The organism is Pseudomonas sp. SBT1-2, from assembly GCF_028640875.1.
Lineage (GTDB): Bacteria > Pseudomonadota > Gammaproteobacteria > Pseudomonadales > Pseudomonadaceae > Aquipseudomonas > Aquipseudomonas chlororaphis_I.
This window is the reverse complement of sequence record NZ_JAQZAA010000088.1, coordinates 22,269-43,396: the sequence shown is the minus strand read 5'-3', so window position 1 is coordinate 43,396 and position 21,128 is coordinate 22,269. Positions and strand designations below refer to the sequence as shown.

At 64.7% G+C, this 21,128-nt stretch carries 16 protein-coding genes; 6 read left to right on the top strand and 10 right to left on the bottom strand.

The window, feature by feature from the left end; genetic code table 11:
• The coding region (locus PVZ78_RS18720) for a hydrolase (protein ID WP_273829066.1) at positions 1–599 on the bottom strand (599 nt) is incomplete at its 3' end.
• Positions 600–1,005: 406 nt separating this feature from the next.
• Here PVZ78_RS18720 and PVZ78_RS18715 point away from each other — a divergent pair.
• A complete protein-coding gene (locus tag PVZ78_RS18715) occupies positions 1,006–2,364 on the top strand; it encodes an OprD family porin (protein WP_016703080.1) in 1,359 nt (452 codons plus the stop codon).
• 70 nt (positions 2,365–2,434) lie between these two features.
• On the opposite strand, the gene PVZ78_RS18710 is transcribed toward PVZ78_RS18715, so the two are convergent.
• The 3 genes from PVZ78_RS18710 to PVZ78_RS18700 form a co-directional block, all read right to left on the bottom strand.
• Positions 2,435–3,091 carry a DsbA family protein gene (locus tag PVZ78_RS18710; RefSeq protein WP_273829065.1) on the bottom strand — a complete coding sequence of 219 codons (657 nt, stop codon included), beginning with the start codon at positions 3,089–3,091 and terminating at the stop codon, positions 2,435–2,437.
• Between the two features lie 107 nt (positions 3,092–3,198).
• Entirely contained in the window at positions 3,199–4,098 is a 900-nt protein-coding gene (locus PVZ78_RS18705) for a LysR family transcriptional regulator (protein WP_009049601.1), read from the bottom strand.
• A 116-nt stretch (positions 4,099–4,214) separates the two neighbouring features.
• On the bottom strand, positions 4,215–5,429 hold the full coding sequence (locus PVZ78_RS18700) for an MFS transporter (protein WP_273829064.1): 1,215 nt from the start codon (positions 5,427–5,429) through the stop codon (positions 4,215–4,217).
• A 302-nt stretch (positions 5,430–5,731) separates the two neighbouring features.
• Here PVZ78_RS18700 and PVZ78_RS18695 point away from each other — a divergent pair, with 302 nt between their 5' ends.
• The 4 genes from PVZ78_RS18695 to PVZ78_RS18680 all read left to right on the top strand — a co-directional run bounded on the left by PVZ78_RS18695 (position 5,732) and on the right by PVZ78_RS18680 (position 11,121).
• Positions 5,732–6,997 carry a c-type cytochrome gene (locus PVZ78_RS18695; protein WP_273829067.1) on the top strand — a complete coding sequence of 422 codons (1,266 nt, stop codon included), beginning with the start codon at positions 5,732–5,734 and terminating at the stop codon, positions 6,995–6,997.
• On the top strand, positions 6,994–7,467 hold the full coding sequence (locus PVZ78_RS18690; protein WP_009049604.1) for a (2Fe-2S)-binding protein: 474 nt from the start codon (positions 6,994–6,996) through the stop codon (positions 7,465–7,467). The genes PVZ78_RS18695 and PVZ78_RS18690 overlap by 4 nt, the downstream gene beginning before the upstream one ends.
• A complete protein-coding gene (locus tag PVZ78_RS18685; protein ID WP_273829063.1) occupies positions 7,464–9,701 on the top strand; it encodes a xanthine dehydrogenase family protein molybdopterin-binding subunit in 2,238 nt (745 codons plus the stop codon). The genes PVZ78_RS18690 and PVZ78_RS18685 overlap by 4 nt, the downstream gene beginning before the upstream one ends.
• A 307-nt stretch (positions 9,702–10,008) precedes the next feature.
• Complete coding sequence (locus tag PVZ78_RS18680) at positions 10,009–11,121, top strand: alkene reductase (protein ID WP_273829062.1); 1,113 nt, start codon at positions 10,009–10,011, stop codon at positions 11,119–11,121.
• A gap of 92 nt (positions 11,122–11,213) precedes the next feature.
• Here the strand turns inward: PVZ78_RS18680 and PVZ78_RS18675 are convergent, their stop codons facing one another.
• The 5 genes from PVZ78_RS18675 to PVZ78_RS18655 all read right to left on the bottom strand — a co-directional run bounded on the left by PVZ78_RS18675 (position 11,214) and on the right by PVZ78_RS18655 (position 18,301).
• Positions 11,214–14,093 (bottom strand): ATP-binding protein, encoded by a 2,880-nt coding sequence (locus PVZ78_RS18675; RefSeq protein WP_273829061.1) that lies wholly within the window; start codon positions 14,091–14,093, stop codon positions 11,214–11,216.
• Between the two features lie 259 nt (positions 14,094–14,352).
• Positions 14,353–15,675: a C4-dicarboxylate transporter DctA gene (gene dctA / locus PVZ78_RS18670; RefSeq protein WP_016703088.1), complete on the bottom strand. Its 1,323-nt coding sequence runs from the start codon at positions 15,673–15,675 to the stop codon at positions 14,353–14,355.
• A 495-nt stretch (positions 15,676–16,170) separates the two neighbouring features.
• Positions 16,171–16,428, bottom strand: a complete 258-nt coding sequence (locus tag PVZ78_RS18665) for a hypothetical protein (RefSeq protein ID WP_135006745.1) — start codon at positions 16,426–16,428, stop codon at positions 16,171–16,173.
• 78 nt (positions 16,429–16,506) lie between these two features.
• Positions 16,507–17,445: an AraC family transcriptional regulator gene (locus tag PVZ78_RS18660; RefSeq protein ID WP_273829060.1), complete on the bottom strand. Its 939-nt coding sequence runs from the start codon at positions 17,443–17,445 to the stop codon at positions 16,507–16,509.
• A gap of 22 nt (positions 17,446–17,467) precedes the next feature.
• Positions 17,468–18,301: an oxidoreductase gene (locus PVZ78_RS18655; RefSeq protein ID WP_273829059.1), complete on the bottom strand. Its 834-nt coding sequence runs from the start codon at positions 18,299–18,301 to the stop codon at positions 17,468–17,470.
• A gap of 279 nt (positions 18,302–18,580) precedes the next feature.
• Here PVZ78_RS18655 and PVZ78_RS18650 point away from each other — a divergent pair.
• Positions 18,581–19,722, top strand: a protein-coding gene (locus PVZ78_RS18650; RefSeq protein ID WP_273829058.1) for an IS3 family transposase whose coding sequence is annotated in 2 segments (ribosomal slippage) — positions 18,581–18,845 and positions 18,845–19,722 — 1,143 coding nt in all. Because the reading frame shifts where the segments join, the coding sequence is not laid out codon by codon here.
• A 339-nt stretch (positions 19,723–20,061) separates the two neighbouring features.
• On the opposite strand, the gene PVZ78_RS18645 is transcribed toward PVZ78_RS18650, so the two are convergent.
• Positions 20,062–21,054 (bottom strand): hypothetical protein, encoded by a 993-nt coding sequence (locus tag PVZ78_RS18645; protein WP_337960405.1) that lies wholly within the window; start codon positions 21,052–21,054, stop codon positions 20,062–20,064.
• Positions 21,055–21,128 lie beyond the last annotated feature (74 nt).

Below are 21,128 nucleotides of genomic sequence, written 5' to 3'. Positions count from 1 at the left end.
TAGTCCACGCCCATGCCGTAGGCGCCGCTGTGCTCGCGCACCAGGTCCATCACCGCGTCGTAGGTTTCCTTGTGCGCCCAGTCGCGCTGGAATTCGAGCAGCACTTGCTGCCAGGTCACCGGCACCGCGCCGGCCTGGATCATGCGCTGTACCGACATGTCATGGGCTTCCTGGCTGGTGCCGCCGGAAGCGTCGGTGACGATGTACACCTCGTAGCCTTCGGCCAGGGCTTCCAGGGCCGGGAAGTTCAGGCAGACCTCGGTCCACAGCGCGGCCATGATCAGTTTCTTGCGCCCGGTGGCCTTGACCGCTTCCACCAGCTTCTTGTCTTCCCAGGAGTTCATCGAGGTGCGCTCGATCGGCTGGTGATCCGGGAACACGCTGAGCAGTTCCGGCCAGATGTAGCCGCTGAAGCTCTCGGTTTCCACCGAAGTGAAGATGGTCGGCACGTTGAAGATCTTCGCCGCCTTGGCCAGGCCCACGGTGTTGTTCTTCAGGGTCTGGCGGTCGATCGACTGCACGCCGAAGGACATCTGTGGCTGGTGGTCGATCAGGATAAGGGCGGAGTTGCTTGGGTTGAGCAGTTCACGGATAGACATGGCGCGTTCCTTTTGATGTCGAGTAGGTTCAAACGTTGAGTTGCACAATTCGGGAGCTCGGCGCGGGTTCCGCTGGGGAGGCTTTGCTGCCGGCTTGGTGGCTAATTTAGGGGCCAAAACAAAAAGGGACAATCCAGCAAAACCGAGAATCATTGATTCCAAAACAGGGACAATTCAAGAACTGCCGCAACGCCCACCGCGAACGGCATCTGCAGCCTGCCTGCCCGCGCAAACGGCCGAATGCAGCACAGCCGTACAATCCCCGCGCCCTGTAATAGGCAACCATGCTTCGCCTCGATCCGATGGCCACGCCGAGCGGACGCCGATTGACCGAAGGCATACCGGCAGTTGCCGGAACCGCGGCCAGCCGCGTCCTGGGCCACCCACCTTGACGCGGGACATAAGCATGCTGCTTGCCTCGAAACACCTCACCGCCCCCGGGCCGCTGCGCCTGCGCCTGAAGCCGCTGTGGCTGCTCGCCTTGCTCAGCGGCGGCGCCCCGGCGCTGGCGGCACAGGGCGCGCAAGACACCCCCGGCTTCCTCGAGGGGGCGAGTCTTGAAGTGCTCAGCCGCAACTTCTACCTCAACAACGACTATCGCTCCCCGACCCCGGCCGGCAAGAGCTACAAGCAGGAATGGGCCCAGGGCTTCATCGCCTCGTTCGAGTCCGGCTTCACCCCCGGCACCATCGGCGTGGGGGTCGATGCCCACGGCTTCCTGGGCTTGAAACTGGACGGTGGCAAAGGGCATTCCGGGACGGGCCTGTTGCCGCTGGATCATGACGGGCGCAGCGAAGACAGCTACTCCAGCGCCGGCGGCGCGCTGAAGTTCAAGGCTTCGCGGACCACCCTGGCGCTCGGTGAAATGACCGTGGCGACCCCGGTGTTCGACACCGCCGACAAACGCCTGCAACCGGAATACGCCAGCGGCCTGCTGCTCTCCAGCCGGGAGCTCGAGGGGCTCGACCTGCAGGCCGGTCACTTCAACGCCTTCAAGAACCAGGACGCCTCGACCGCCAAGGGCGACTTTTCCGGCTACGGGGCAACCACCCGCCACGCCAGCATCGACTTCATCGGCGCCGACCTGTTCGCCGGCCAGGCGCTGGGCGGCGCCCTCTACGCCTCGGAGCTGAGCGACACCTGGCGCCAGTACTACGCCAACCTGCATGCCAGCCTTGGCCAGCTGTTCCTCGACGGCAACCTGTACCGCACCCGCGACCAGGGCCAGGCCGTGGCCGGCGCCATCGACACCACGGCCTACAGCCTCTCCGGCAAGTACCGGATCGACGCCCAGGCATTCACCCTGGCCTATCAGAAAATCCACGGCGACACGCCCTTCGACTTCGTCGGCGGCGACTCCATCTACCTCGCCAACTCGATCAAATACGCCGACTTCAACGGCCCCGGCGAACGCTCCTGGCAGGCGCGCTACGACCTCGACCTGGGCGCCCTGGGCATTCCCGGCCTGAGCTTCATGGCCCGCTATGTGAGCGGCCGTGGCATCGACGGCAGCCACGCGCCCCAGGGCGGCGCCTACAACCCCTTCGACAGCGCCAGCGGCACCTACAGCCCGCAACAGGGCCGGGGCGGACGCCACTGGGAACGCGACCTGGACCTGCACTACATCGTGCAGTCGGGCCCGGCCAAGGACCTGTCGCTGCAACTGTCCCACGTCAGCCACCGGGCCAATGCCGCCCAGGCCGGCGACGACATCGACAGGCTGTACATCGTCATTCAGTACCCGCTCAAGCTCGGGCCGTTCTGATCCTGCGCGGCGGGCCGAGCCTGCTCGGACCATGCGCCGGGAAGCGCCGTTGGCAGCAGCCACATGACGGCTAACCCAAGGCATGGGCCACCTGCGCGTCTGCCACCGTCGCGTCCCGCAACACCCGCGCCAGCAAGGCGCCGGGCTGGGCGCCCGAGACCCGGGTGTCGCCGATGCGAAAGGCCGGCAGCACCCCGCCCGACCAGTCCGCGGCATCGCATTTGTGGCGCTGCAACGCGGCCAGTCCTTCACCACCGCGCAGGTAGTCGAGCAGCCGCTCCTGCTCGCGCTTGCCGTCCCCGCCCAGCTCCGCGAGCACCCGCGCATCGCCGATATCGCGGCCCTCGCAGAAATAGGCACGGAAGATCCGCGCGAACAGCGCGGCGCAGTCGCCACCGCGCGCGGCCCGCTCGAGCATCAGGCTATGCGCCGGGTCGCTGTCGACCAGGCGCTCGATTCGCTCGAAGGCAAAATGCAGCCCCAGCGCCTGGCCGGCCCGGGTGATCTGCGCTTCGAACAACCGGCTGCGCGCCAGGCTGCCGAACCGGCGCCGGGCGTACTCGCCCTGCTCGATGCGGCTGGTGGGAAGGTCGAACGCGCAGCGGCTCGGCACATAGACGATCGGCCGTGGCCGGTGCGCGGCCGCCATGGCCTGGCGCAGGTTCAGCTCGCCGATCCAGCACCAGGGATTGATGAAGTCGTACGCCAGATGAATGACGTTACCCATAGCGACCACCTTGCTTCTACCCATGATGGCCAGACTCTAGGCGCGCACTTGCCGGACGAGTAGCCACAGGGCGCGCAACGCTGTCTTGCTCGAGACCCGAGCGAGGCTCAGGCGGCGAGGATTTCCTCGAGGAACTCGATAAACACATTGATGCGGCTGGAGCCGCGATGGTTGGGCAGGTACAGCGCGTTGATGCAGGTGCTGGCGGTGCCGGGATTGACCTCGTACCGCTCCAGCACGCGGGTCAGGCGGCCCTGGCCGACATCGTCGCGCACCAGCCAGTCGGCCAGCAGCGCCACGCCGCCACCGGCCAGCGCCGCCTCGCGCAGGATGTCGGCGTTGTTGCTCTGCAAGCGGCCCTGCACCCCCAGGCGCTGGGGCTCTTCGTCGCCCTGGAAGGTCCAGTCCTGGTGCACGCCGCCATAGTCGAAGCGCAGGCACTGGTGCTCCAGCAGGTCGCTCGGCTGGCGCGGCAGGCCGGTGCGTGCCAGGTAGTCGGGGCTGGCCACGACCCAACGCTGGAAGTCGCCGATCTTCTTGCTGACGATGTCATCGCTGACCACCGAGGAGCCGAGGCGCACCGAGACATCGATGCGCTCGCTGATCAGGTCGCTGACCCGGTCGCTCAACGACAGGCTGATCTCCAGGCCCGGATGGCGTTCGAGCAGGCGCCCCAGGTGCGGGGCGATGATGCGCCGGCCGAACTCCACCGGGACGCTGGCCCGCAGATGCCCCTGGGCCTCGCTGCCACGGTCGGCGACGCTGGCGTCGGCTTCGTCGATGGCCTCGAGAATCGCCACGGCCTTGTCGAAATAGGCCTGCCCGGCGAGCGTGACACTGGTGTTGCGCGTGGTGCGATTGAGCAGGCTGGCGCCCAGCTCGCTTTCCAGCCCCGCCACCTGCCGCGTCACCGACGACGTCGACAGGCCGAGCTTGCGCGCCGCCGATGAGTAGCCGCCACAGCGCACGGTTTCAACGAACATCTTCAGCGCCAGCAACTTGTCCATAAGCCGATTCCGCGAGCGAAAATTGAAGCCAGGGACTATGCCTGAGCACGCACCGAGTGTCTTGTACGGTTGTGCTCAAGCACCGTGGCCTGCGCCTGCTCCTTCGCCCCGGACCCTCAGCCCTGGCGGTAGTGACGGAGCAGAAACAGCAGCAGCGCCAAGCCAGGGACCGCGGCAATCGAGGTCGCCGACAGGCTCCACCCCACCTGCTCATACAGCGGGCTGGCCACCAGCGAACCCAGGGCGCCGCCGACGAAGATGCTGGTCATGTACACCGCATTCAGGCGCGCCCGGCTGTGCGGGTCGATGGCGTACACCTCACGCTGGCCAAGCACCATGTTCAGCTGCACGGCAAAATCCAGCAGCACCGCGCACACCACCAGCCACAGGTAGCCACTGCCCGGCAGCGCCCCTATCAGCAGGGACAGCGGTGCCAGCAACAAGGCTACGAGAGTGCCGCGCTGGCCATGCCCGGCGTCGGCCAGCCGGCCGGCAATCGGCGCCGCGACCGCCCCCACCGCGCCCACCAGGGCGAACACCGCCACCTGTGCCTGGCTGAAGCCGTGCTGGCGAATCAACTCGATGGGCACGATGGTCCAGAACAGGCTGAAGCTGGCGAACAACAAGCCCTGGTACAAGGAGCGCTCACGCAGGCCGGCATGACGGCGCGCAAGGGCGAAGACCGAGCCGATCAACTCGCCATAGGAGGACTGATGCGTCGGCATGCGCCGTGGCAGGGCAACGGCCATCACGCAGGCGATCACCGCCATCAGGCCCGCGGCGCTGAAGAACACCCCGCGCCAGCCGAACGCCTGGGCCAGCAGGCTCGACAGCGGGCGCGACAACAGAATGCCCAGCAGCAGCCCGCTCATGATGTTGCCGACCACCCGCCCGCGACTTTCCTCGGGCGCCATGTGCGCGGCCAACGGCACCAGAATCTGCACCGCCACCGAAGTCAGGCCGATGAGCAACGACAGCGCCAGGAACAGCGAAGGTGACTCAGTAAAGCCCGCGGCGATCAGGCACAGGCTCACGGCGAGCGTGAACCCCACCACCAGGCGGCGGTTTTCCATCAGGTCGGCCAGGGGCACCAACAGCAGCAGGCCCGCGGCGTAGCCGAGCTGGGTCAGCGAGACAATCAGGCTGGCATGGGCGTTCGACAGGCCGATCTGCGGGGCGATCAGCTCGACGATCGGCTGGGCGTAGTAAAGGTTGGCGACGACCGCGCCGCAACAGAAGGCCAGCAAGGCCACCAGGGCGCCAGAGAGGGTGGCGGGCCGCTCGCCCTTCAGCGCCGTGCGGGCCGTCGTTGCAAAGTTGCCGGTAGGCATGATGAAACCTCGTTCGCGTGGAGAAAAGTTTCGCCAAGGCTAGGCGCGACGCTCAATCGGGAGAATCCACCGCCGGGGCAATTGAGCGATGCGCATCACGCAACGATCCCGGCGTTGCCGATGGCGCAAAAGGTCTTTGCGCGGTTTGCCAATACCGCCGTCCACCCCCCTTCTCTACCCTTGGGCACTTGCCACGGGGCGGTCCGTCACCGCTCTCCTCAGTGGCTCAAGGAGACTTCCATGACCTCGACTGCATCACTGTCCGCCCGCGCGGATTCCACGGACCAATGAAGGGTGACCTGATGAACGCCAGGCAGTTGTGGCTGGGCGCCGTGGTGCTCGCCACGGCAGGCGCGATAGGCGCCGCGCTGTTGATGTGGCGCCCGGCGATCGCGCCGGCCGAACCGCCACAACGCTTCGATGCCGCCCAGGTGCAACGCGGCGCGCGGGTCGCCGAAGCCGGCGATTGCGCGGTGTGCCATACCCGCCCCGGCGGCCGCTACCTGGCCGGTGGGCTGGCGCTGGTAACGCCCTTTGGCACGCTCTACAGCACCAACATCACCCCGGACGCCGGGACCGGGATTGGCCAATGGTCATTACCGGCCTTCGAGCGGGCGATGCGCGAAGGGGTCGCCCGCGACGGGCACTTGCTGTATCCGGCCTTCCCTTACGCCTACTACCGGCGCATGACGGACGGGGACATCGCGGACCTCTACGCCTATCTGATGAGCGGCCCCGCCGTGCATGCGCCGGCCATGCAGAACCGGATGAACTTCCCGATGAACATCCGCCCGCTGGTGTCGTTCTGGAACCTGCTGTTCCTGCACGCGGAGCCCTTGGCGCCCGTGGCGCAGCAGTCCGCAACCTGGAACCGTGGCCGCTATCTGGTCGAAGGCCCCGGCCACTGCGCCGGCTGCCATTCTCCGCTCAACCCGCTGGGCGCCGAGCAGTCCGCCCAGCATCTTGCCGGCGGCAGGGTGGACGGCTGGCAGGCGCCGTCCCTGCTGGGCCTGGCCGACCGCGCCGCGCCCTGGAGCCGCGAGCAACTGGCGGGCTACCTGCGGGCGGAGGTGGTCGAGGGCCATGGCACCGCCGCCGGGCCGATGCGCCCGGTCAGCCTCAGCCTGGGCAACATGCCGGGTAGCGACGCCGAGGCGATTGCCGACTACCTGCTGAGCCTCGAGGACTCCGCTCCCGCCGCACCCGCTGCAGCCACCGCGCGCCCTACCGAGGTGGTCGAGCAGGCGCCTGGCGCCCAGCTGTTCCAGAGCGCCTGCGCCGGTTGCCATGGCCCGGCCGCGCCGATGCGCCAGATCGATGGGCGCCCGGCCCTGGAGCGGACGTCGGCGCTGCATGCCTCAAGCGCGCGCAACTTTCTCAAGACCGTGCTCGAAGGCGTGCCTGCCACCCCGGGGTTGCCCGGCCCGGTCATGCCGCCCTTCGCCGCCAGCCTGGACAACCAGCAGCTGGCGGCGCTGGCCTCGTTCCTGCGCGAACAGGCCAGCCCGGGCCAGCCGTGGGCCGACCTTTCTTCCACCCTTCACGAATTACGCCAGGAGGCGCAATGACCCACATGACCCTCAACGTCAACGGCTCGCCCCATGCGCTGGAGCTGGAGCCCGACATGCCGTTGCTGTATGCGCTGCGCAATCACCTGGGGCTCAACGGCGCCAAGTACGGTTGCGGCCTGGGACAATGCGGAGCCTGCACCGTGCTGGTGGATGACCAGCCGGTCTTTTCCTGCCTGACGCCCTGCAGCGGCCTGGAAGGCAAGGCCGTCCGCACGGTGGAGAGCCTGGGTACGGCGGAGCGCCCGGGGCCTTTGCAAAAAGCCTTTATCGAGGCCCAGGCCGCCCAGTGCGGCTACTGCATCGCCGGCATGCTGATGCGCGCCCAGGCGTTGCTGGAGCGCGACCCTCATCCGGACGAAGCCACCATTCGCGAGCATATGGCGAGCAACCTGTGCCGCTGCGGCACCCACCTGCGGATCATCGATGCCATCGGCCGCGTGGCCAGGCAAGAGCGGAGCGCCCCATGACCCGGCACCATGAAGTCGACCAGGGACGCCGCGCGTTCCTGCGCGGTGGCGCGCTGGTGCTGGCGTTCACCCTGGTCCCGGCGGCGCGCCAGGCGCTGGCCGACAGCGAAGTCGATACCCTCGGCACGGTAGTACTGGCGCCCGATCTGCCGGGCAGCCTGCGCACCAATCCCTACCTCGATGCCTGGATCCGCGTCGCGGCCGAAGGCGTCACCGTCTACACCGGCAAGGCCGAATTGGGGACGGGGGTGAAAACCGCGCTGTTGCAGATTGCCGCCGAACGCCTGGACCTCGCGCCAGGCGCGATCACCCTGCTCAGCGCGGACACCGCCCTGACGCCCAACGAAGGCTACACCGCCGGCAGCCACAGCATTTTCGACAGCGGCACGGCCCTGTTCAACGCCGCGGCCCAGGTCCGGCAATTGCTGCTGGCGTCGGCCGCGCGCAGCTGGGCCGTGGACGCCGCGCTGCTGACGACGCACGAGGGCCAGATCCAGGGCCCGGCCGGGCAACGCATGCCTTATGCCGAGGCGGTCAAGGGCGTGGACCTGCACCACTATGCGCAGGCGCAATCGCCCTCGATGCCACCGTCTGCGTTCAAGCTGATCGGCCATTCGCTGCCGCGCCTGGATATCCCGGCCAAGGTCAGTGGCGGCGCCGCGTTCGTCCAGGACCTGCGCCTGCCGGGCATGCTGCACGCCCGGGTGATCCGCCCGCCCCGCCCTGGCTGCCGCCTGGAAGCCTTCGATGCCGAGGCGATCAAGGCCCTGCCCGGCGTGGTGCGGGTGGTGCAGGACGGCAACTACCTGGCGGTGGTCGCCCGGGATGAGTGGCAAGCCATCAAGGCGATGCGCAGCGGCTATGAGCAGGCCCGCTGGAGCGCTGGAGAGGCGATCCCCGAAGCGCGGGACATCCACGCGCTACTGACCCGCCTGCCCGCGCGCCGCTACCCGATCAGCCATGAAGGCAACCCGGCGGCCGGCGCCCGCGCCAGCTATCGCGCGCGGTTCAGCAAGCAGTACCTGATGCACGGTTCCATCGGCCCGTCCTGCGCCGTGGCCTGGTTCAAGGACGGCGTGCTCACGGTCTGGACCCACACCCAGGGGGTCTACCCGCTGCGCGCGGGGATTGCCGAGATGGTCGGGCTGGCGCCGGAGCGGGTGCGCTGCATCCATACCGAGGGTTCCGGGTGCTACGGCCACAACGGCGCGGACGATGCGGCGGCCGATGCCGCGTTGATCGCGATGCGGCTCGCCGGCACGCCGGTGCGGGTGCAGTGGATGCGCGAGCAGGAAAACCTCTGGGAGCCCTACAGCAGCGCCATGCTCACCGAGGTCCAGGCCAGCCTCGATGCCCAGGGCCGATTGCAGGACTGGGCCTATGAGCTGTGGACCACGCCGCACAACGAACGCATCGTCAATGCCGGCCGCTTGATTCCCGCGCGGCTGTTGGCCCGGCCGTTCGTTTCCGCGCCGTCGATCCCCATCGCCCAGCCCGAAGGGGATGGCGATCGCAATGCCGTGCCGCTGTACAGCCTGGCGTCCACCCGCATCGACATGAACTTCGTCACCCGCATGCCGTTTCGCACCTCCGCCATGCGCTCGCTGGGGGCCCACATCAATATCTTCGCCATCGAAGCCTGCATCGATGAACTGGCCGCCCGGGCCGGCGCCGATCCGGTGGCCTTGCGCCTCGCCCACCTGAGCGACCCGCGGGCACGGGCGGTGGTCGAACGGGTGCGGGACGCCAGCGGCTGGCCGCACAAGGGCAAGGAACCCGGCGCGGGCATCGGCTTCGCGTTTGCCCGCTACAAAAACATCATGGGCTACTGCGCCATCGCCGTCTTGCTGCGGGTGCATCCGCAGACCGGCGAGGTGCAGCTCGATCGAGTGGTCACGGCAGTGGACGTGGGCCAGATCGTCAACCCCGATGGCCTGCGCAACCAGGTGGAAGGCGGCATCGTGCAGTCCGCCAGCTGGACCCTGTTCGAGAAGGTCGGCTACGACCCGGGTGGCGTGCGCAGCTACGACTGGAGCGGTTATCCGATCCTGCGTTTTCCACAGTTGCCCCGGCAGGTCGAGGTGCATCTGCTCGATCAGCCGGGACAGGCGTTCCTCGGCGCCGCCGAGATCGTCCAGGGCCCCATGGCCGCCGCCATCGGCAATGCCGTGGCCAATGCCACCGGCCGGCGCTGGCTGAACCTGCCGCTGACCCGCTCCGAGCAGCCGGCCTAGCCTGGAATCCGGCCGCCATTTCGGTGGCGGTCCTTTCGCACGCTGCCAATGTCTCGAGGATCGAGCGGGCCAATCGCCGCGCTCACCGTCGGCGCCCGCTCGCCGCGCCATGCATCCGTTGCCCTTCAGGGCGTTGCGTTTCACGCAATGCAGCGTAGAGCGGCGGCTGGATTATCAGCCACGGCCCGGCGGATTAGGTTAGTACCCAACAAAGACACGCAAACCGGCAATCACCTGTTGTTCAACCAGGCACCGTCCGCCTGAGCACCCACGGCATCCCGATCGATGCCCTCATAAGGAAATACCCATGACCCAGCACCTGTTCCAACCCCTTGCGGTCGGCCCCTACACCCTGGCTCACCGCGTGGCCATGGCCCCCCTGACCCGCTCCCGCGCCGGCCAGCCGGGCGACCTGCCGACCGCCATGAACGCCGAGTATTACCGGCAGCGCGCGAGTGCCGCGCTGATCGTTACCGAGGCCACGCAGATTTCCCGCCAGGGCCAGGGCTACGCCTGGACCCCGGGGATCTACAGCGATGCCCAGGTGGCGGCCTGGCGTCAGGTGAGCAGCCAAGTGCACGAAGCCGGCGGGCTGATTTTCATGCAGCTGTGGCATGTGGGGCGTGTCTCTCACCCGAGCTTCCAGCCCGACAACGCCCTGCCGGTGGCGCCCAGCGCCCTGCCGGTTCCAGGCAAGACCTTTATCGTCGACGACGAGGGCAACGGCGTCTGGGGCGATGTGCCGGTGCCGCGCGCCCTGCAAGTGGCGGAGATCGCCCAGATCGTCGACGACTATCGGCGCGCGGCGCGCAACGCCCTGAAAGCCGGCATGGACGGCGTGGAAATCCACGCGGGCAACGGCTACCTGCTCGACCAGTTCATCAACAGCAACAGCAACCAGCGCACGGACCAGTACGGCGGCAGCGTGGAAAATCGCGCCCGGCTGTTGCTGGAAGTCGTGGCAGCCGTCGCCGATGAAGTGGGCGCCGAACGCGTGGCGGTACGCCTTACCCCCATGGGGCGCTTCATGGGCATGGGCGACGCAACGCCCGAGGCCACTTTCGGCCATATCGTCCGCGCCCTGAACCGCTGGCCCCTGGCCTATCTGCACCTTGTGGAACCGGCCGTGGTCGGCACCGTCAAGGACGAGAACTTCGACCCGCACTGGGACGCGATCATCGGACAACTGCGCACGGAGTGGAACGGCGTGCTGATGCTCGCCGGCGGCTACGATCCGCAATCGGCGGAGCAGGCCCTGGCCGCCAACCGCGCCGACCTGATTGCCTTTGGTCGCCCCTTCCTGGCCAACCCCGACCTGCCCCGGCGGATCCGCGACGGGCTGGCGCTGAATGCCCCCGACCCAAGCACCTTCTTTGGCGGCGACCAGCGTGGATACACCGACTACCCCGTTCATCCATAAGGAGCGATCCCGGTAACCCCGCTCCCGGGCTTATCGAATCGGCCGCGCTTGCGGGGGCGGCCGATACCCGGCGTGCAAAGGGCCGCTTCGGCTTATCGGGGTTCCTCGGGGCCGGTTCCGCCCGCCGGGCCGGACGCGATAGCCTGCCGCAGCGTTTCCAGTGTCGCGGGCTTGAACAGAATCTGGTCCATCCCGGCGGCCATGCATCGCTCCACCGCACTCGCCTCGATACTGGCCGTCAGGGCAATGATGCGACAGCGTGGCAGGCTGCTGTGGGATTCCTCCCAGCGGATCCGCCTGGCGAGTTCGAAGCCGTCCATCCTCGGCATCATGCCATCCGTGAGCACGATGTCGAAGTCCGCGCTCAGCCAGCGCTTGAAGGCCTCCTGCCCATCTTCCGCGACCACCACTCGATGCCCCAGGGTTTCCAGCTGGGTGTTGAGGGTCACGCGATTGAAGGCATTATCTTCGGCCAGCAAGATGGACAACGGAGGCACTTCGGCAGAATCGGTCGGGTCCTGCTGCGCCGCTTCGCCCTCGACAGCGGCTGGAGGGTCACAGATGGGCAGGCTCAATTCGAGGCTGAAGCAGGATCCTTTGCCAGGTTCGCTACGCGGCTTGATCTGGCCCCCCATCAATTGCACCAGGCGGCGGCTGATGTTCAGCCCCAGGCCGCTTCCGGACGCCTGCCCCGCGCCTGGCACGCCCACCTGGGAGAAGGGTTTGAACAGCTTGTCCATGTCTTCGGCGCCAATGCCGATGCCCGTGTCGATGACATCGAGGTCCAGGCGCAAGCTGTGCCCTTCACGACGGGTGCGGGCCTGGAGGATGACGCCTCCGCGCTCGGTGAACTTGATGGCGTTGCTGAGCAGGTTGAACAGCACCTGCTTGAAATGCAGCGGGTCCAGCAGCACCCATGCCTGCAGATCGCCTTCGACCTTGACGTCCAGGGTGAGGCCTTTTTGTCGCGCCATGCCAGTGACAACCGAGGCGACGCCTTCGATCTGCTGGTTGATGAGCACCGGCTCAGGAAACGAATCGATCTTTCCGGACTCGATGCGAGCAATATCCAGCACATTGCCCAGCAGCGACAGAAGCCCCTGGGCCGCTTCCTGGGCCACGGACAGGGATACGCTGTCGGCCTCCCCCTGTTTCGCCCGCAACAGCGCGAGCTCCTGCATGCCGATGATCGCGTTCAGCGGCGTGCGTATCTCATGGCTCATCGTCGACAGGAAGACACTCTTGGCCTGGTTGGCGGCCTCGGCGCGCTCCTCGGCGGCCCGGGTCCTGCGGACCTGGCGTCGCAGGTAGAACGCCCAGATCAGCGAGATGGCGATCAGGGTCGCGAAGAGGCCGCCCAGCTGGAGAATCTTGTCGCGATGGTCGCGCCAGAAGTCGCTCCCGCCCCTGGCGAAGCGCGGCGCCCAGGCCTGGACTATGTCCGCGACCTCTTCCGGCGTGATTGCCAGCTGCGCCTTCTCCAGGATGCTGCGCAACTCCGGCTGGTGCTTCGCCACCCCGATGCCGATGGGCGTGGAGATGTTCTGCAGGATCCCGGTGACCTGGATGCGATTGTCGAAATACTGGGCCGATAGATAGCGACCGGTGTAGTCGCTGCTCAGGTACACCTCGCTCTGCCCCGAATCGACCGAGCGCATGGCCTCGAGGAACGTGGGGTATACCTTGAGCTGAATCGCCGGATAGTCGCGTCTTATCGTATCGATGAAAAAGTAGCCCTCACCCGTCGCCAGGGTCTTCCCATTCAGATCGGCAAGCCCGGTGAAACGCCGGCCGGCGTGACGACCAGCACTGGTCGCGGTCATCAATACGGTGGAGCTGCGCAGGTACGGCGACAAGACATCCAGTGGCGTCTCGAACAGCTCGGACTGAGGCATGGCCGGGGTCAGAAGCGCGCGCCCCTCGGCGATGAGCCTGTTGGTTTCGAGGGTGTTTGGCGTGCCCAGGTAGGCGAACTTCAGGCCACTGCGCTGGCTGATCAATTCCAGGTAGTCGCGGCCAATGCCGGTGACGCTGCGGTCCCGTCCCAGCTCGCCCAGCGCCCCGAGCGAGTAATTGATGGCCACGGGGACCTGCGGGTGGCTGTCCAGCCAGCGCTGTTCCGCGGGCGTCAGCTTCACGCGCGCTTCGTCGATGCTCAAGCGGCGGCCGGCGCTCCAGCTGCGCAGGATGTCTTCCCCATAGCGCCTGGATATCCTCGGTATCGCCCGGTCGATGATGCCCCTCAGCGTCTCGTCTCCCGGACGCAGCAGGAAGCGGAAGCCCTGGCTGTCGACGGGAGCGAAGTTGTCGATGCGCAGGCCCAGCAGGTAATGGGTTTGCATCAGGTAATGCGAGGACAGGGCATCCCCCAACACCGCGTCGACGTCCCCCAGCACCAGCGCTTCGAGCGCGCGTTGAGGCGAATCGAAAAACTCCACCTGGCTATGGGGGTAGGCCTCCCGTACCGCCTGTTCCTGAAGATAGCCAACGGTCATTCCCAGCACGGTACCGGCCTGGTTGGGGTCGAAGGGCTGGGCCTGCGACGTCACCAGCACCGGGCGGTCGGGCAGGTAGGCCTCGCTGAGCAGCAGGCCATTTTCCCGGCCTTCAACGTCGCTGCCCGCGCCCAGCAGGTCGATCTCGTCACTGCGCAAGGCCGCCAGTGCGGATGCCCGCGACGAGTAGGCGCGCACCTGGGGCGGCCGTTCGAACATCAGGGCCAGGTAGTCGGCGGTGATGCCCTGGTAGCGATCGCCATAGAACACCGACAGGGGCGGATAATCGAGAAGCACCACCCCGACCCTGAGCGGCCCTCGCCCCTCCAGCCACTGCCGCGCCTTGGCGTCCAGCCAGGGGTGACTGCTTGTGGTCATGCGACCGGACAACGTGATGTCTTGCGCATGAACCGGAAATATCGGTGAAAGAAAACCCAGCAACAGAATGCCAATAGCTGCGAGGGACCTCAGTAGCATGGGGAACCTTCCTTGAGGTACTTGCGAAACCTGGGGCGGCGGACGCGACCCGGCAGGCAGCCCCTGGGAAGTCGTCGACAGTCTTGGGTATTTGCCGGGAATTTTAGGCCTTAGTGGCGCGCAGCGACATAGAAACCAGCAGACAGCGGGTACGGCTGCGTTTGTTTTCTGTCATACACGATAGCCGCGGCATTGCAGTCCCCCCCATTGCGAGAGGCTGCGCCGTCAAGGCACAGCCCCCCGCCGCAAGCTCATGGCCTCAGGACAACTCGTATTGCTGACGGTTGTTCAATACCCGTTGAGCCTGTTCGCGGTCCAGGTCGCCGACCTTATCGGCCACCACCACGGTGGCCACGCAATTGCCAATCAGGTTGCCCGCCGCGCGTGCCATGCCGATAAACCAGTCGATCGACAACACCAGCACCAGGCCGATCACCGGAATGCTGGGGACTGCGCTCAGGGTCGCCGCCAGGATCACGATGGCCGAGCCCGGCACGCCGTGCGCGCCCTTGGAGGTCACGAGCGACACCCCGAGCACCAGCAGCAGGTCACCTATCGACAAGGGGGTATTGGTGGCCTGGGCAATGAAGACCACCGCCAGGGTCAGGTAGATCGAGAAGGCATCGAGGTTGAACGAATAGCCGGTGGGCACCACCAGCCCCACCACCGATTTTTTTACGCCCAGGACTTCCAGCTTGCGCATGATCTGCGGTAGCACCGAGTCCGAGGAGGCGGTGGCCAGGACGATGGTCAGTTCCTCGCGCAGGTAGGCAATGAACTTGAACACGTTGATCCCGGCATAACGCAACACCGCCCCCAGGATCACGAACACGAAGATCAGGATCGAGGCGTAGAACAGCACGACCAGGGAAATCAGCTGCTTCATCGAACCGACACCGTACTTGCCAACGGTGTAGGCCACCGCCCCTAGCACGCCCAAGGGCGCCAGCCGCACGATCAGCCCCATGGCCTTGAACAGCACCTTGGAAATATCGTCGATGAACGAGGTCACGCGCTCCGCACTTTTACCCCCCACCAATGCCAGGCTGATGCCGAACAGCAAGGCAAAGAACAGCACCTGCAATACATCGTTGCGGGCCAATGCATCGATTGAAGTGGTGGGAATGATGTTCAGGATGAACGAACCGATGCCGCTGCCCTGGAGCTTGTGGGCATTCTCCGAATAACTGCTCATGGCCCCGGCATCCAGGGTCGTGGTGTCGATGTTCATGCCATGCCCGGGCCCGAACACGAACGCCAGCAGGATGCCGAGAGCCAGGGCGATGGTGGTCATGATCTCGAAGTAGATCAGCGCCACGCCCCCTACCCGCCCGACGTTTTTCAGGTCGCCCGTACCGGCGATCCCGTGCACCACCACACAAAAGACGATGGGTGCGACGATCATCGAAATCAGCTTGAGAAAACCGTCGCTGAGCACTTTCAGCTTTACCGCGAAATCAGGCACCAGTACGCCGAGCACAATCCCCAGCAACAGGGCCAGCAACACCTGCGAAAAGAGTGATCCATACCAGGCCCTGGCCGGTGGTTTGACTGCGCTCGCAGCATTTGAGTCGTGGTTCATGATGTTTCTCCGTCAAGAATCAACCGAGTCCCTGGCGGGTCGACAACGCTGTCGACCCGCGGACTGCCCCCTCTTCAGCGACTCAGGTCGACGTCTGCCCGGTTGAATATCGGGTGGCCGAACCACAGCGAAGCCGCTTGAAGAATGCATCGTGCATAGCAGCCCCCATGCCACTTCCCGCGGAAAATCATGGATTTATCATTTACCGATCGAAAAACAAGGTCTTACAGGTCTGACCAGCCAAGGAAGCTGTGCGACTCGTCAGTTTTCTCCAGACTCGCAATCGTGCGCAGGTGGAGGCCCATGCCTCAAGACAGCGCAATCTCCCCCGCCGCCCGGGCCATGGAAGCGTGCACGAACGCTCTGAAATGGGGAGTTCAAGCCGTGAGCAGGACTGCTCGGCAACAAGGATGGCAGATGGATGAGCCCCTTCATCGAGACCCGATCCAGCTTGCAGCAGGTATCCCGGCGGCGGCCAGCGTCGCTGGCGGCAGGTTAGCAACAACCCTGGCGGGTTGTCGGCCGACGTACCTGACCGTACACCGCCAGGCAATGCACCTGGCTGACCCAATGGCTGGGCACGGGCGTCCAGGACCGAGGGTCGTTGCCGGCCTCATCGGTCGGTTGAATCACCTCGCCCTCCAGCAGCGGGCGATAACCTGGCGGTGATGTAGGCCGACCGCCAATAACGCTGCCCGCCACCAGGCCTGGGGCACCATCCGAAGGTTGTTGCGTAGAGCGCTTCGAATCCATATCGCTGAACTCCTGTGGGGTGAGGTTCAAGCGCGAAGCAAAACGCGCGCCACAGACTTGCTCAGGCAGGTGCGAAAACTAATGCGACGAGACATAGACAGATGGCGTAGACGGCGCAGGCAACGCATAGGTCGCCTTCATCCATTCGATCTCCGCCTGGGGCGTTCGGCCGAAGAAGCGTTTGAACTCGCGGCTGAATTGCGAGGCGCTTTCGTAGCCTACGTTGAAGGCCGCCGTCGAAGCGCTCATGGCGTTGCGCAGCATCAGCAGTCGCGCCTGGTGCAAGCGCGTCGACTTCAGGTACTGCATCGGAGAGGCGTTCGTCACGCTGCGAAAGTGCAGGTGAAAGCTGGGCACGCTCATGCTCGCTTCCCGGGCCAGGGACTCCACGTCCAGGCGCTCCTGGTAGCAACTGTGGATCTTGCGGATCGCGCGAGTGACCTTGCCGAAGTGCCCCTGGCGATTGAGCGCGACACGCATCGAGCCGCCCTGCTCGCCCGTCAGGATGCGGTAATAGATTTCCCGCACCAGCGACGGCCCGAGTATCTGCGCATCACCTGGAGTACTCATCGCCTCGAGAAAACGCAGTGTCGAGGCGCGCAGCAGATCGTCCATCGGCGAGGCATACATCCCCTTGGGCTGGGCGTCGCTGGGCCCGAGGGCTTCATCCACTTGCAGCATCAACTCGCTGGCCACCTGCAAGTCGAGACGCATGTAGACCGCCAGCATGGGCTCTGCCTCGCTGGCTTCGGTCTCCATGGTGAACGGCACTGGGACCGACACCACCAGGTAATGCTGGGCGTCATAGACGTAGACGTCATCCCCCAGATAGCCACGCTTGCACCCTTGGCACAGGATGACGATGCCCGGGTCATACAAAACCGGGGTACGGGTCAGGGGCCGGTTCGAACGCAGGAAGCGGATATCCTCCAGCGCGCTGAGGTTGTAGCCCTCGATCGGCGCCAGCTTTTCCATCAGTTGCACCATGCGCGAGGTCTGTGAGTCGGCCTGATTCATTGACGGCCCCTTGGCTGACCGTTCAACCATCGGTCGAACGGCTCAGCGCTTCCCATTGATCGATCTCATTGGCCGCCTGCTCCAGTCTGGAACGCACCAGGCTCAAGGCATCGCTGCCCAGCAGCAGGTGTGCGGGTGGCGCCGGACTGGCGATGACCTGCAGCATCGCTTGCGCGGCTTTGCGCGGGTCGCCGGGCTGTTTGCCGCTTTTCTCTTCGCGGGCTTTGCGCACCGGGTCGAAACTGGCGTCATAGTCGGCAATGCTCCGTGGAGTGCGCTGCATCGAACGACCGGCCCAGTCCGTGCGAAACGAGCCTGGCGCCACGGCGGTCACGAAGATATTGAACGGCCGCAATTCTTTGCTCAGCGTATCGGAGATGCCTTCGAGCGCAAACTTGCTCCCGCAGTAGTAGGCGATACCCGGCATGGTGATGGTGCCGCCCATGGAGGTGATATTGAGAATGTGGCCGGCACGCCGCTTGCGAAAATAAGGCAGGAACGCCTTGGTGACCGCGACCGCGCCGAACACATTGACGTCGAACTGGCGACGCAGCTCCTCCAGCGGCGACTCTTCGAAGATGCCCTCATGACCGTAGCCGGCGTTGTTGACCAAGACATCGACCGGGCCATGAGCGGCTTCGACAGCCGCGACCAGGCTGTCGATCCGCTCGAAGTCAGTGACATCCAGAATCACCCCATGGGCACGATCCACGGAAAGCGCCTGAAACGCCTGCAAGGCCGCTTCATTGCGCACAGTGCCGATAACCCGATGCCCCGCGGCAAGCGCTTCCCGCGCCAGCGCATTGCCAAAGCCGCTGCTGACACCCGTGATAAATAGGGTTTTTATGCTGTTCATGGCGAGCTCCGATAGAGAGGGACGAGGCGGCCATGCTATCCAGGGAAAACCCGGTCACCTATGCCGGTTTGTCTTTGAGCATTGCCTATTCCTATCAGGGCCAGTAGTTAAGTGGGTACGCGTTTAACCACACAACATGTGTTGGTGAACGAGCCCCTTGAAACACAGGACACCGTTTCCCCCTTACCATAAGGGATAGGCAAACGACTGTGTTTATGACTACCAGCAAAGACAAAAGCATCGAAGTGCTCGGCCAGGAGCGGCGAGGAGAAATTAACCATGGTGCGCCAGAGCCTGGAGCCTGGGCAAAGCGTCTCGGTGGTGGCCCGGCGCAACGGCATCAATCCCAACCAACTGTTCCACTGGCGCAAGCTCTACCAGGACGGCAGCCTTTCGGCAGTCAGTGCCGGTGAAGCGGTGGTGCCTGCTTCCGAGCTGGCCGATGCCCTCAAGCAGATCCGCGAACTGCAACGGATGCTGGGCAAGAAGACCATGGAGGCTGAAATCCTCAAGGAAGCGGTGGAGATCGCCCGCTCGCGAAAATGGATTGCGCACTCACCCTTGTTGCCGGGGGACGACCAGTGAAAGCGGTCAGTGAGAGTCTCGGTGTGGCGCGCTCGCAATTGACGGCTCGGCTCAAACAGCCCACTCCGGGGGCGCAGCCGCGTCGTCGCCGGACGCTCAACGATGCGGCCCTGGTCGAGCGGATCAAGCAGGCCGTCGGCGCATTGCCCAGCTATGGCTATCGCCGGGTCTGGGGCCTTTTGCGTCGACAGCATGAGCAGCAGGCCCAGCCACCGATCAACGTGAAGCGGGTATACCGCGTCATGCGAGACCACGACCTGTTGCTGGAGCGCCGGCGCAAGCAGCCGGGGGTGGCGCGGCGTCATGAAGGTCGCGTCGCGGTGGACACGAGCAACACCCGCTGGTGTTCGGATGGCTTCGAGTTTCGCTGCGAGGACGGCGAAAAACTGCGTGTAACCTTCGCTCTGGATTGCTGCGACCGTGAGGCCATCAGTTGGGTGGCCAGCCCAAATGGCTACAGTGGCGACGATGTTCGAGATGTGATGCTGGAAGCTATCGAGCAACGCTTTGGTGACCAGCTACCGACATCGCCGGTGCAATGGCTGAGCGATAACGGCTCGGCCTATACCGCTGGACAGACCCGGGGCTTTGCCCGGCAGATCGGCCTGCTGCCCCTGACAACTCCGGTGTGCAGCCCGCAGAGCAACGGCATGGCGGAGAGCTTCGTGAAGACTATGAAGCGTGACTACATCCGTCACATGCCCAAGCCCGATCGAGCGACGGCCCTGCGTAACCTGACCATCGCCTTCGAGCATTACAACGAGGAACATCCGCACAGCGCACTGAACTACCGCTCACCTCGGGAGTTCAGGCGCCTGGCTGAGGCATCAACTTAACGGGGTGCCGGTGTCCGGTTTGATAGGGGCAAGTCCAGTTGGCTGTACGTCTCCCTGAAAAACAGTTCAAACAGAGAACGAATGGAAGGGCCCAACCCAAAACTGAATCAACCCAAGCAGCACCGCCTAAGTTCGGGGTGACAGGAAGCAGTTAGCAGCATAGTGACTCTTTATCGCGGGCCGACCAGCAACAACTAGTAAGCAATACATCTGTTTCATCCCTCTCCGTCATGAAGACATCCATACCTCAAAACAAAAGGGGCAACATAGAGTAAGAACCTAACCCCTACTCTATGTTGCCCCCCAAGAAAGGTCGGCTCTCGCACTAGCAGTTGGAGGCTACGAAATAACCCTCGTGGCAAACCGCCCCGACTCGAGAGCACTCACCGGGGAGAAACCAGCCGTCTTTTTAAACGTCATGTTGTGCACGAAGTTTTTCATGGCATCGGAAGGGTCAATAGCCTCCACGTTGAGAGTATCAATAGTGGAACGAGAGAACGCCACGCTGAGGACTGGCTGCTCCTCCATGTGGCCCGTTGAGCTATTGAGCACGTTGTCCAATGCAGTAACGATCACCAAATCGTCCGGCAGGATTGCCAGAAGTTCGCGCCCCACACGCAAAGCGCAGCTGCAGACATAGTCTTGGTGAAGTTCGTTAAACCGGCCTAAGGGCATGGTCTTGGTCGACAGCTTGCCACTCTTAAGCAGGGATTTGACCTCCGTCGGAATCACGTGGGAACCATGAATCGACAACTGGGCCTCCAGGATGCCGCTTTCATGGACAATCATCTGAATGGCTGATCCGAGATGTGAGATTTCTGCGAAGGGCTCGAACGCTTCGATGGCATCAAGCTTCGCCTGACGATCATTCTCCAGGATACGCTTGGCGAGATCTCGCTCCTCCGCCCAATCAGAGTGAGCGACTTTCCACTCTTCCAACTCTGCTTGGTACCGATTCTCGTCCTCCATCTGGGCAGTCCCGATCTTTATGACAAGTGCTTCTCGCTGACGAGTATCCAACTTGAACAGGCGAGCCCAGAAATTCGGTCGATAGGTTGCGCTGGCATGTATAGCAGCTTGCTCGAACGTGCCGTTCTTCTGAGGTTTCTTAGGCTCGGGCTTGGAGAGAAGTTGCTTCCATTTGATGGGCTCGCCACATTCCTTGTGCATGGAGAGGAGAACCTCAAGGTGATTTTCATACACCTCAACTTCGTGCGCTGCTTGCTCAAGAGCCTCCATGCGAGAGAACTCTTTGCTTTGCCGCTCCAGTTCACGCTGCCGACGATGAGCGTTGCGCTCAGCTCGTCGTGCTGATGCCTGCAGTGAACGCACAGTCCCTTTCCACCCCATCTCTACTCTCCCTAGTTTGATCAGGCAAATGGAGGGGCCCCTCGCAGCGCGCCCCC